At 39.0% G+C, this 12,617-nt stretch carries 4 protein-coding genes; 3 read left to right on the plus strand and 1 reads right to left on the minus strand.

Annotated features, from left to right (window positions below):
* Nucleotides 1–217: 217 nt before the first annotated feature.
* Together EZ456_RS15570 and EZ456_RS15575 are read left to right on the plus strand one after the other, a co-directional pair.
* Nucleotides 218–3,484, plus strand: coding sequence for a SusC/RagA family TonB-linked outer membrane protein (locus EZ456_RS15570; RefSeq protein ID WP_131531669.1), 3,267 nt, complete (start codon nt 218–220; stop codon nt 3,482–3,484).
* A gap of 10 nt (nt 3,485–3,494) precedes the next feature.
* Nucleotides 3,495–5,024: a RagB/SusD family nutrient uptake outer membrane protein gene (locus EZ456_RS15575; RefSeq protein ID WP_131531671.1), complete on the plus strand. Its 1,530-nt coding sequence runs from the start codon at nt 3,495–3,497 to the stop codon at nt 5,022–5,024.
* Between the two features lie 81 nt (nt 5,025–5,105).
* Here the strand turns inward: EZ456_RS15575 and EZ456_RS15580 are convergent, their stop codons facing one another.
* Nucleotides 5,106–9,158, minus strand: a complete 4,053-nt coding sequence (locus tag EZ456_RS15580; RefSeq protein ID WP_131531673.1) for a two-component regulator propeller domain-containing protein — start codon at nt 9,156–9,158, stop codon at nt 5,106–5,108.
* 343 nt (nt 9,159–9,501) lie between these two features.
* Between EZ456_RS15580 and EZ456_RS15585 the strand changes: the two genes are divergently transcribed.
* Nucleotides 9,502–12,561 carry a SusC/RagA family TonB-linked outer membrane protein gene (locus EZ456_RS15585; protein ID WP_165501343.1) on the plus strand — a complete coding sequence of 1,020 codons (3,060 nt, stop codon included), beginning with the start codon at nt 9,502–9,504 and terminating at the stop codon, nt 12,559–12,561.
* Nucleotides 12,562–12,617 lie beyond the last annotated feature (56 nt).

The following is a 12,617-nucleotide window of genomic DNA, read 5'->3' on the forward strand; positions in this document are numbered from 1 at the left end:
GATTTAACATTGAGTTAAAATAACCTCTCCAATATGCATTAAGAGTTAATGCAAGGGATACATAGTGTTAAAAGTACACCTCTACTTTTGCGGCTGTAGAACGCTCAAAAAATTACTCATTAACCTTAAAGGATAAGCCTATGTAAATGTGAAATCTACGCTTCTACTAAAAAACAAATCCCAATTATATTTCAAAACCATTACTAAGAACAAAAAGATGACATCATTTTTTTTAACCGCAAGTATAAAAAGTGCTTGCAGGAAATTGCTATTGCCTATCGGATTACTGGCCATCTGTAATGCTAACGCAATCGCAATAAACCACGGTGTGCCTACATCGGATATAAAGCATAACGCATTTGCCTCGGTAAGTGGAACAGTTACCGATCAAAATAATCAGCCTTTACCAGGTGTGAGCGTTTTCGAAAAGAAAACAAAAAAAACAACAGTTACTGATGCCAATGGTAAATATTCGATTACTGTTGATGAAGGTGCAATTTTAGTATTCACTTATATTGGATACGATAACGAGGAAGTTGCGGTTAACGGCCGTTTAAATATTAATGTTACTTTAAAAGAAAGTAGTAATACCTTAAATGAGGTGGTGGCTATCGGTTACCAGAAGATCAGAAAATCGGATGTAACGGGGGCGATTAGCAGTGTTAAGGCCAGCGAAATGAATTTAACTTCTCCTACTGTTGGCCAGGCATTGGTTGGTAAGGTTGCAGGTGTACAGGTATCGCAAACCAGTGGTGCGCCATATTCGGGCACCAAAATCAGGGTGAGGGGTATCGGTTCCATTAACGCCAGTTCTGATCCTTTATATGTGATTGATGGTTATCCGGCAGGAAATAATGTATCGATCAATCCAGAGGATATCGAAACCATCGACATTTTGAAAGATGCGGCTTCCGCTGCCATTTATGGTTCAAGAGCATCGGGTGGGGTAGTGTTAATTACTACCAAAAGAGGTACTGATGGAAAAGGGAAGTTTGAATATGATGTTCAGGGTGGTGTTTCTCAATTGGCTAAAAAAGTAAAACTATTAGATGCCAATCAATTTATCCAGCTTTTAATTGATGGACGTAACAATGCCTATAAAGATTTATGGGTAAACGCTGGTAAAACCTGGAACGATGCCATGTTTAGCGATAACAATACTACCCGTATTGCCAATGTAGGTAACGGAGGTAGTGTAAGTATCCCGGCCGATCTTTATAATTTTAGTACACAACAAGCTATCCCTGCTGCTTACAATACCGATTGGCAGGACGAACTGTACCGCAATGCAGCCTTTCAGCGCCATAACCTTTCCTTTTCTGGCGGTAATAAAGATGTAAAATACTTTTTAAGTGGTGGTTATCAGAACAACGATGGTATTGTAACCAATACCAACCAGAAGGTAACCAACTTTAGGGGTAATATTGATGGCAAAGTGAGCGAGCGTTTACATGTAGGCGCAAACATTGCTTACACAAAGAACGATAATAGAGAGGTACAGGAAGGACGTTATAACTTAAGCCCAATGATGTCGGCATTAATTTATCTGCCTTACCTGCCAGCAAGAGATGCCAACGGAAATCCTGTTCAGTTTGGAATGGGTTCACTTTCTTCTCAGTTCGGAATTCAGAACCCTGAAAATCCTTTGGCTACGGTTGAACAGTTAAAGATTACCAGAAAGAGCAATAGGAGTAATTATAATGCCAATGCTACTTACAAAATTTTAGAGGGGCTTAATTTTAAGGCTAACTTAGGAACACAAACATACAACGAGAAATATGAGTATTATTTGCCTACCAGCTTAAGTAGTGGCAATACCCCACCTTACTCTCCAGAATCGATTAGGGCCGCAAATGCAATAGCACAAACGCTTAGTCAGGTAGATCAACTGGCAGAGTTTACTTTAAACTATAATAAAACCTTTGGTGAACATAGCATAGATGTTTTAGGCGGATATTCTGCCCAGAAAACATCAAGTGATCTGATCCGTGTTGCGGCAAGCGGGTTCCAGAACGATTATATCGGTGAAATTACGGATAAAGGGGCTGAGGCAGCATTTTTTAGATTAGATAGAGCAGGTAAAACAGTTACCACTTTACTTTCTTATTTTGGTCGTTTCAGCTATAATTACGCGGGCAAATACTTTTTAACTGGTTCCTTCCGTCGCGATGGTTCATCAAGGTTTGGTCCGTTGAATAAGTATGGTAACTTCCCTTCAATAGCTGCTGGCTGGAATTTATCTGACGAAAGTTTTTACAATAACTTTTTGGGTGAACAATCGCGGGTTAAGCTAAGGGCCAGCTGGGGCTTAAGTGGAAATAACAATATTCCAGATTACCGCACACAGCAAGAGTTAAGCGCACCAGGTGGCGCGGTTTTCGGGAGTGCAATTTCTACCGCCATTTGGCCAAGCAGCATTCAGGATAGGGGATTAGGCTGGGAATCTACTTCTCAGTTCAACTTTGGTACGGATATCAGTCTGTTCAAAAACCGTGTGTCGATCATGGCAAATTATTATTTAAGTTACTCTTTTAATTTATTGTTTAACAAACCTCTTTCGGCAATTGCCGGAACATCAACAATTTTAACCAATCTTACTGATAGTAAGGTGCGCAATAAGGGTTTCGATTTGCAGATTGATGGCAAAATTATCCAAAATGAAAACTTTACTTTCGGTTTAAGTGGAAACATTGCGGCAAACCGAAACAAGGTTTTAGACCTGGGTGGCAACAGTACTATATTTACTGCTGGTGCAGAGCGCTCATATATCACACACGTTACACAAGAGGGCCAGCCAATTGGTATGTTTTATGGATTTAAGGTTCTAGGCCGGATTACTGCCGATAATTTAGGCAAGGTAGCGCCATCAGCTTCTTCTACCAATCCGGCAAAAATCGGTGATTTATATTTTCAGGATACCGATGGGAACGGCATTGTAAACGATGCGGACAAAACCGTAATCGGCACACCATACGCAAAATTTACCTATGGTTTTGCCTTAAATACCTCGTACAAAACGTTCGATTTAAGGGCCTCATTTAACGGATCGTACGGAAACCAGGTTTTAGATGGACAGGATTATTACCTGTACAACTTTGAAGGTTCGGGAAACCAGTATGTAGAAGTTGCCGATCGTTACAGAAATGAAGCCAATCCGGGTAGTGGTTTAAACTACCGTGCATCGCGTGCGGGTACCCAGAGTAATAGTACCCGTTTATCGTCATTTTACATTCAGGATGGATCTTATTTCAGGTGTACCAATATTACTTTAGGTTACAGTTTTCCAAAGCAACTGGCCAATACACTTAAGGTGAGCAACATCCGCGTTTATGCGAGTGTAGATAATGCCTTTACCATTACCGATTATAAAGGTTATAATCCTGAGGTAGATTATAGTGCGGGCAATAACCTTGCTCCTGGTGTAGATTATGGAAACTATCCATTGGCAAGAACCTATAACCTTGGTATCAAATTGACTTTTTAGAACTAAAGAAATGAAAAAACATATTTATAAAGTATTGGCCCTAAGTGCAATTTTAAGTTTGGGTGCCTGTAAAAAAGATTTTCTAAATCAAAGTAACCCTAACGCCATTGCTGTAGAAAACTATTTTAAAACAGAAAATGATGTATTGTTGGCTGTTAATGGTGTTTACCAATCGCTTAGAAGCAACAATACCCTGGGTGAAAACAGCGGTTTATTTACTGATGAACGCTCTGACGATGCGGGTAGGAATGATAACCAGAGTAATGCCGGAGAGCCCTTTCAGTTTAATGATTTTTCGCTCCTGCCAAGCAATTCTTATTTAAAGAGCCATTGGTTAGCACTTTATGAGGCTATTGGCAGAACCAATGTTGTACTTACAAACATTGATAAAGTATCTTTTACCAATGCGGCTACTAAAGAGAATTATAAAGCAGAAGCGAAGTTTATCAGGGCTATTATGTATTTCGAACTGGTTAGGAAATGGGGACCCGTACCAGTGGTAACCAAACAGCTTAGCACAGCCGATGAAGTAAAAGATAACACTTTTCGTGTGCCTGAAGCGGATGTATACAACCAGATTGTAATCGATTTAAAAGATGCCCTTAACAGCACATTGCCAAATTTCCAAACGGGGGCGAATATAGGTAGAACTTCGAAAGCGGCAATAAACGCATATTTGGGTAAGGTGTTTTTAACAATGGCGGCTACATTGCCTGCAAATAAAACCGAAAACTTGAGCAATGCCAATACTTATTTGACGACAGCTTACAATATGAAAGCTTTTGGAAATTTATCTGAAATTCCATATGCTGACGTATTTGATGTAGCTAAAAAAGGAATTTGTAAAGAACTGATTTTCCAGATTTCTTACAGACAGGGCGATATCAATTTTAGTTCGAGCATTGCAGCAAATAACCAGGCCAAAGGCGAAACCATCAACTCGCTCAAACCTTCTACCGGGATTGGCGGTAATGCAAAGCTTGATCTGATTAATGAATACGAAACAAGCGATTTAAGGAAAGATTTCTCTGTTAAATTTGCCAATGATGCAATTGTAAAAGACTGGTTTATTACCAAATTCCGCGATGCGAGCCAAGCGGCAACCAATGCGGGTTATGGAGGTAATGATTATATTTTAATGCGTTATGCTGACGTAATTTTAATGCTTGCCGAAGTAAACATGTTGCAGGGCAACGATGCGGTGGCCATTCAGTATTTAGATATGGTTAGGACAAGAGCTGGAATGCCATTATACGCTGTAGCAAAAATGGACGCCACTTATGCGGCTAAATTTCCTACTCTAAAATTGGCTATTTTACACGAGCGTAGGTCTGAATTCGCTTTTGAGCACCAAAGATGGTTTGATTTAATCAGGAATTTTACAGCAGCAGAGTTGGTTACTTACTTAAAAGCCAAACCACAGTCTTCGTATGGTATTGCTAAACTGGCTAACGTAACTACTAAAGATAGGTATTATCCAATTCCTTTTGATGAGGTTAAACTAGATCCGGTTAAAATGTACCAGAATCCGGGATATTGAGCGAAATGACTGATTTGTGTGAGCAAATCAGTGTATCTTTATACATGTAATTTTTGGGGCATTGCAGCATTGCAACGCCCCTTATTTATCATCCGCAGAAGTTATAAACTCACTTGGGGTTTTACCGAAATGTTTTTTAAACTCTGAACTAAAATATTTCCGATCGTTAAAACCTACTGAATAAGCAATTTCGGCAATATTGCCTGAACCTTGCTTGAGTAATTGGGCGGCTCTTTTTATTCGCAACGATTTAATAAAATCGTTTACCGAAAGGTCGGTTAGTGCCCTTATTTTTTTATAGAGTACGGGTTGGCTCATGCCAATTTCAGATGCGAGGGTAGGTACATCAAAATCTGTATCAGCAATTCTATCTTCGATAACCTGAATAATCTTGCTTAAGAAATTCTGCTCTGTGGTGTTAATCACCATGTTTTTCGGTTCGAGTGTAATTACCTGGGCAAACTTTTGTTTAATGGTTTCTCTGGCGTTTAACAGGTTCTGGATGTTCAGTTCGAGTATTTTTAAATTAAATGGTTTCATGATGTAGGCATCGGCTCCGTTTTCGAAACCGTTTACCTGGTGTACATAAGCCGATCTTGCCGTTAATAAAACCACAGGGATATGGCTGGTTCGCTCATCTGTTTTAAGTTTCCGGCATAATTCGAGGCCATCCATTATGGGCATCATTACATCACTGATAATTAAATCGGGAATCAGATCTAAAGCACAGGCTAGTCCAGTAACCCCGTTTTCGCACTCGTAAATCAGATAAGAGGGGCTTAAAGCCTGTTTAATAAAGGTTCTTACATCTTGGTTATCTTCTACCAGTAAGATGCTGTTCTTTCTCTTTTCCGCTGAATCATCTGGCACGGCATCATCTTCCTTAAACTGTTCGGTTACCTGCGTTGCACTAAGGTTATAATTTAAGGCATCGTCGTAATAAACATAATCGGGAATAAAATCGGATGGATTAAAATGTTCTTTCCCTGTTTTTAAACTTACTGTAAAAGCAGTATTGCCAAAGGCTTTGTCGTTTTTAGGTGTGCTTTCGAAACTGATCTGCCCATGATGCAGTTCTACAATGCTTTTAGAGAACGATAAGCCCAAACCTGTACCAATGGTTGTAGTGGCATTGGCCTGATAAAAATTAGTGAATAAATTGGCCTGGTTCTCTAAAGGAATGCCTTTACCGTTATCACAGATCTTAATATTAACCAATTGCTTTTCTGTTTCTATCTTTAGGCTAATTTTTCCGTTTACAGGTGTAAACTTAAAGGCGTTTGAGAGTAGATTAAACATCACTTTTTCCATTTGAACCTTATCAAAATAAAGTTCAATTTCTGCAAGTTCGGTTTCAAACTGGTAATCGATGTTCTTAGATATGGCCATGTTCTGGAAAGCCAGAAATATTTCCCTGCAGAATTTCACCAGATCACCCGGACTTACATGTAATGCCATTTTTCCGCTTTCAGCTTTTCTAAAGTCGAGCAGTTCAGTAACCAGGTTCATTAAACGGTCGGCATTGTTTTTAATCGGTTGCAGATCTCTGTTTAGGGCAGGGTCGTCTTTTGCGTTTTCGATCAATTTATCCAATGGACCAACAATGAGGGTTAAAGGCGTACGTATTTCGTGAGAAATATTGGTGAAAAATTCTAACTTATGTTCGTTAATCTCTTTTTCTTTTTTGAGTACAGCTTTTATCAATAAATAACGTATAAATACAAAGGAAATGGCTGCAAAAGCACAAACGTAAAAGAGGTAGGCCCACCATGTTCTATAAAATGGCGGCAAAATTTTAATATCTAACGTGCTCGTTTCTTTGGTCCAAAGCCCATCATTATTACTTCCTTTAACCATAAGGGTGTAGTTTCCGGGAGAGAGGTTGGTATAGCTGGCCGAAGGAATGTCTACATAATTCCAGTTTTTTTCGAAACCACCGAGCTTGTAAGCATAACGGTTTTTATCAGCTTTTATAAAGTTAAGTAGCGTAAAATCGATAGAAAATACATTCTGGTCAGATTCGAAGGTAATTGATTTAATGGTGCTGATATTTTGTTTAAGTAGGCCATCTTTGGTATTCAGCGCTATAGGTTTATTAAACAGTTTTAATCCAGTAAAAATAACAGGTGGAGTGTTTTTATTCTCTTTGATTTCGTTGGGGAAAAAGCTCACCATTCCACTTAATCCCCCAAAGAAAAAGGCACCCTTACTGTCTTTTAAAAATGATTTGTAATTAAATTCGTTGCCCGGCAGTCCATCTTTAATATTGTAGGTTTTACAAGTTTTAAGTTTGGGGTTGTATTTACATAAACCTTTGTCTGTAGTTATCCATAGGTTATTAAAATCATCTTCCAGTATGCCCATGATGTTATTGCTGGGTAAGCCATCAAAAGTGGTCATTCTGGTATAACTATGGCGATCGGGATTTAGCTTAAATAAGCCATTATGCAAGGTGCCTATAAGCAAATACCCTTCTTTATTGCCAGTTAAACAAGTGATTTCATCATATTTTAAAATTTCAGGATCGGCAGCAACACGGCTCACAAATCGCTGGCTATTTCTTTTCAACTGGTAAAGGCCTGAGTTGGTGGCTACCCAAAGGCTTCGTTTGGCATCTTCAAAAATGTAAAGTATGGCATCAGTTAAGCCATTTACCCGATTGCGGGTAAATTTACCTGTAGTACTATTAAAGCTATTTAAGCCGCCGTTAGTACCTACCCAAAAGCGTCCGTAACTATCTTCAAAAACGGCTGTAATTTCATCGCTACTAATGGATGAGGTGTCGTTTTTGCGTTTCGTATATCTGACAAAATTTTTTGTTTCTGGCTGAAAAAGGTTTAGTCCTCCATAATGGGTTCCAACCCAAACGCTGTTTTTTTTGTCCCGTATAACCGATTTTACCAGATTTGCACTTAAGCTTTTGGGATCATTAGGGTTATTTTTATATCGGGTAAAAGTATTGTTTTTCCTGTCGTAATAATTTAGCCCTTCTCCTTCAGTCCCAATCCAAAGGTTTTGGTGCTGATCTTCCATAATCGAGCTGACTACATTACTGCTTAAGCCATTTGTTGCTGTAGTGCTTCGATAAACCTTAAAGGGGGTATAATTGGGGTAAACCATGTTGATGGCGCCGTAATAGGTGCCTATCCAAATTATGCCTTGCCGATCTTGATAAATATCGTAAACGGAGTTTTGACTCAGGCTGGATGGATCTTCCGGAATATTATGTAAGGAGTTGAAATTTTTGGTTGCAGGATTGTAGATGTTGATGCCATGTAATGTTCCGATCCATAATTGACCTTCTTGGTCCATTATAATTTTGCGCACATTATTGCTGCTAATGCCTTCTTTGTTAAGACTAGAGTATTGGTAGGTGGTAATGGCTTCTGTACTTAGGTTTAATTTGCTTACACCGGTTTGTTTGGTCCCTATCCATAAATTGTTTTCACGGTCTTCAACCATTGTGGTGATATGGTTATCTGTCGCTTTGTTCAACTCTTCGCTAAAGTCTTTAAAGTATCTGAGGTGTATTTTTCCTTTTTTAAAGCTCATGTTCATTAAACCATAAGTTGTACTTAGCCATAGTGTTCCATTATGGTCTTCTGTAATGGCATAAATTTCTTCGGGCTTTTGTCCATCCAGAAAGCGTTTAAATTTATACCTTCCATTAGTGTTGAGCAGGTTTAAGCCAGTTTTCGTACCGATCCACACACGGTTCTTTTTGTCCTGAAAAATGCACCTTATAACAGAACCGCTTATGCTGTTGGGATCTTTGTCATTGTGCGCATAGCGGTCGAAGTTATCATCCGCTTCATTATATTTATGTAACCCTTCTGATGTGCCAATTAATAATGTTCCATTTCTTAAAGCTAAAATAGATGAAAGATAAGCCGCATTACTTAGGCTTTTCTTATTGTTATTGTCGTGATTATATACCTTAAAAGATTGAGAGTCGTATTTATTTAACCCGAAGCGGGTACCAAACCAGATAAAGCCTTTTGCATCTTGTGCTATGGCCAGTACCGAACTTTGCGAGAGCCCATTTTCTACATTGAGGTGTTTAAAAGCATATTTGTTTTGGGCATTACTTACAATGATAAAAAGTACTAAAGTAAATGTTAGCAGGTATTTCATGTTGGCAGAAAGTGAGGGATGGTTAGCTTTTACCTGATTAAAAGTACAAAATGTTTCTATTATAAAAATCAAATACGTTTGGTAAGGCAATTTTAATACTTTATCTGCTTATTTGCCTCTCCTAATGCTGTTTTCTGCCTTTCTTTAGGATTTTTACACCTATTTATTTAGGATTTTACCCCCTTCTTTTTTTCTCTTCTGAATAGATTTGACCCTATGCATTTGTAACTGATTGCATTGTGACAGCCAAATATTTAATAACCAAAAAACTAATCTGTATGTAAAGCGAATGCGCTGTCATTCCTTAATAACGGATAAGCAACTAGCCAACAAACAAGAAAATATGAGGAAAACTTACTTTAAGCAATTAATGCTTTTTTCGTTAACGGTATATGCTGTGTGCCCAAGTGTGGCCAATGCAAATACCATACGAGTCAAAAGCCATGTAACGGGGAAAATTGTGGTTACTAAAAATCATAGGTTAGAAGTAACAGGAACGGTGACCGATAATTTTGGTAATCCATTGTTTGGCGTAAAGGTTTCGATTAAAGAAACAGGAACCAGTGTTTCTACCGATAAGAACGGGAAGTATAAAATCAGTGCTGTAGAAGGCGATATTTTAATCTTTACGCTTAACGGCTATTTGGTAAAAGAGGTAGAAGCAAATCAGGCTTTATTGAATATTAGTTTAGGCGAGAGTCAGAAACGCCAGGCTACTACACCTGTGCTATATGGCGAACAAAGTGTAACAACCAATCTACAATCTACTTCAACCGTTTATAACAACGATTTAATTAAGGTTCCGGTAGCTGGAATAAATAATGCATTGTCGGGCAGGCTGGCAGGTTTGTATACGCTACAAAGTAGCGGTAGACCTGGTGCCGATGGAACAAGTATTACAGTTAGGGGTAATGTACCATTGGTTTTGGTAAATGGCGTGCCGAGAGATTATCCTTCTATAGATCCTGAAGAAATAGAATCGGTAACCATTTTAAAAGATGGTTTATCTACGGTAATGTTAGGGCAGCAGTCTTCTAACAGCGTAGTGATGATAACTACGCGTAAAGGGGAGGTAGGAAAACAGCGGATCTCGCTTACCGCTCAGGCAGGTTTACAATCGGCTATTAAATTGCCTCAACCGCTAGGCGCTTTTGATTACGCTACTTTGTACAACGAAGCACTGGCAAATGATGGTAAGGCACCACGATATACTGCGGCTGATTTAAATGCCTGGGCAACCGGATCAGATCCTGTATTTCATCCTGATGTAGATTGGTATGGAACTATCTTAAAACCAAATACTGTTTTTAGCCGGTATAATTTAAATACCTATGGCGGGGGCAATTCTACACGATATTTTCTTGACGTAGATTACCTTAATCAGAGCGGTATCCTTAAACAGGATGATCAAAATACTTACAGTACCAATACCGATTATAAAAGGTACCTGGTTCGAACCAATATCGATATTGATATTACGCCAACAACTTTATTAAACTTAAACTTATTTGGACGTATCCAAAATGGCAACCAGCCAGGTGGTGCAGGTGCCAATACCGCGATTTTTACTACAGGTACAACGTTAGCAAATTTTGGTGGGAATAATATTTTTGCGCAATTGGCCGCTACACCCAATAATGCTTATCCTATTTTTAATCCCAATGGATCTTTAGCCGGCAGTTCTGATTATCAAACCAATTTATGGGCAGCAACTACTCGCTCTGGTTATTTTTATAACAGTACACGCGATGTTTCTGCCGATATCTCCTTACGGAAAACCCTCGATAATGTGACCAAAGGTTTGTGGTTAAAAGCTTTGGCCAGTTTTAATACCAGTGTATCAGAAAACATTATCCGTACCAAACAGTACGCAGTTTACAAGCTGGCGAGTACCAATCCTGATGTATACCAGAAATTTGGTGTAGATGGTCAGCAGATTAATCTTTCTACCAATTCTGGGCAGAGCAGGAATTTATTTGTGGATTTTTCTGCAGGTCTAGATAAAACCTATGGCAACCATAGTATTAATGCACTTTTAAAATACAATTCGCAAAGTGCACAAACGGCCAACCAAATCCCGATGATTTTCAGTAATTTATCGGGAAGGGTAGATTATAATTATAAAGAAAAGTATTTGGCTGAGGTTGCTTTAAGTTATAGCGGCTTAAACCGATACGAGGAGGGTAATCGCTTCGGTTTCTTTTATGGTTTTGGTTTAGGATGGAATATTGCTAAAGAAGATTTTTTAAAAGATACCAAATGGTTAAATGCGCTTAAAGTAAGGGCCAACTATGCCTATACAGGTAATGCAAACGCTGGTTATTTTGCTTATAAGCAGTATTATGTAACAGGTGGTTCTTACAATTATGGTACTACACCAACTGCAATTACCGGAACAACAGAAGGTACCTTAGCCAATGCAAACATTACCTGGGAGAAAGCAAATCAATATAACCTCGGCATTGATGCGAGTTTGTTTAACAACAAGCTGTCGATAGCTGCCGATTATTTCAATAATGAGAATTTTGATCTGATCCAAACCAGAGGAAGAAGTTCGGCATTATTGGGTACGGCCTATCCTGCAGAAAATATAGGCATTAGCAGATATTCGGGGGTAGAGTTTGACCTGAAATACAGCAACAATATCGGCAACTTTAACTATTACATTGCTCCAAATGTTTTCTCGCTCCAAAAAATCATTCAGTATCAGGATGAGATCGATAGACCATACTCATGGATGGTTAGAACTGGGCAGCGCGAAGATCAGACCTTTGGTTATATAGCCGATGGCTTGTTTCAGAACCAGGCTGAGATTAACTCAAGCGCAAAAATACAAGGTTATAGCCCTGTGCCGGGTGATATCAAATACAAAGATTTAAATAGCGATGGCATTATCAACGAGCTTGATATTCAGTCGCTCAAGAATAATAATCCGGTCTGGTTTTATGGTTTAAATTTAGGTTTCAGTTACAAAGGTTTCGATTTTTCTGCACTGCTACAGGGGGTTCAAAACCGTTACGTTTATGTATCGGGTTCAACAGAATGGGCATTCCAAAATAATGGTTTAGGGCAGGCCTTTGAGCAAAATCTTGGCCGATGGACTCCTGCTACAGCAGCCATTGCCACACAGCCGCGCCTAACTATTGGTTCAAATCCTAATAACGAGGCTACCTCATCATACTGGTTGCACGATGGGAGTTACGTGCGCTTAAAAAATGTTGAATTAGGATACACACTACCCAAAACGCTAACCAATAAACTAAAACTCGCTTCAATCCGCTTTTTTGTAAATGCTGTAAACGCAGTTACGTTATCGGCTTACGACAGGGTAGATCCTGAGGTTTACGGAAATGGTTACCCGCTGCAAAGAGTGGTTAACGCTGGTTTAAATGTGAAATTTTAATGCTGGGTTGATATGAAAGCTCAAAGGGATCAGGGAAATTCCGGGCCATGAGCGTT

Source organism: Pedobacter psychrodurus (assembly GCF_004331735.1).
Lineage (GTDB): Bacteria > Bacteroidota > Bacteroidia > Sphingobacteriales > Sphingobacteriaceae > Pedobacter > Pedobacter psychrodurus.

What these genes read in the sequence shown, in the direction of transcription:
- EZ456_RS15570 (WP_131531669.1), top strand. Translation starts at nt 218, where the DNA reads ATGACATCATTTTTTTTAACCGCAAGTATAAAAAGTGCTTGCAGGAAA.
- EZ456_RS15575 (WP_131531671.1), top strand. Translation starts at nt 3,495, where the DNA reads ATGAAAAAACATATTTATAAAGTATTGGCCCTAAGTGCAATTTTAAGT.
- EZ456_RS15580 (WP_131531673.1), bottom strand. Translation starts at nt 9,158, where the DNA reads ATGAAATACCTGCTAACATTTACTTTAGTACTTTTTATCATTGTAAGT.
- EZ456_RS15585 (WP_165501343.1), top strand. Translation starts at nt 9,502, where the DNA reads ATGAGGAAAACTTACTTTAAGCAATTAATGCTTTTTTCGTTAACGGTA.